General features: G+C 65.4%; 1 protein-coding gene. It reads right to left on the bottom strand.

All coding sequences use genetic code 11. The features are described 5' to 3' along the window. Window positions 1-674, bottom strand: a 674-nt coding sequence (locus U5A56_RS36895; protein ID WP_321927404.1) for a porin, incomplete at both ends; no start/stop codon positions are given.

Below are 674 nucleotides of genomic sequence, written 5' to 3'. Positions count from 1 at the left end.
TAGGTCGCGCCGAGCCAGTAGTGATCGGCGCGATCGGCGACGCCCGCCGGGCTGTCCGGCGCCTGGTAGTGCGTATACGCGCCCTGGATCTTGAACTTCGACACCTTCACGTTCGCGCCGACGAAATACTCGCGCGACGCGGTGAAGATGTTGCTGAACTTGCCGTTGTTGTCGCGCAGCTCGTCGTAGAGGCCGCGCACGTCGAGCACCGGCGAGTGATACGAGATCATGATCCCGTCCGAGCGGCCGAAGTCGTCGGCCGCGCCGTAGTTGAAGCCGCGCGACTGGTTGCCGAACGCATACTGCGCCTGCACGTCGAAGCCGCCGATCACCGGACTGTGATATTCGACGTTGTTGCTGCTCTGCTGCCAGTTGCGGCCGCGCACGAGCGATGCGGACGAAAATGCCTGCTGCACGAACGGATCGAATTCCCACACGCCGTCGCTGTCGATGAACAGGTTGCGGCCGGCCTGCAGCTGGCCCCACGTGTCGCTCTTCAGGCCGACATACGCGCGGCGCGACCACATGCGTCCGCCGCCCGTCGTGCCGTTCATCACCTGGAACGCGGTTTCCAGGTTGAAGACCGTCGACATCCCGCCGCCGAGATCCTCGACGCCCTTCAGGCCGAACATGCTGGTGCCCCAGTCGCCGCCTTCCGCGCTCCAGCGCGTCGA

This window comes from Burkholderia sp. BCC1998 (genome assembly GCF_905339875.1).
Classification (GTDB): Bacteria; Pseudomonadota; Gammaproteobacteria; order Burkholderiales; family Burkholderiaceae; genus Burkholderia.
The sequence above is the reverse complement of the archived record's forward strand: the minus strand, read 5'-3'. Positions and strand labels throughout refer to the sequence as shown.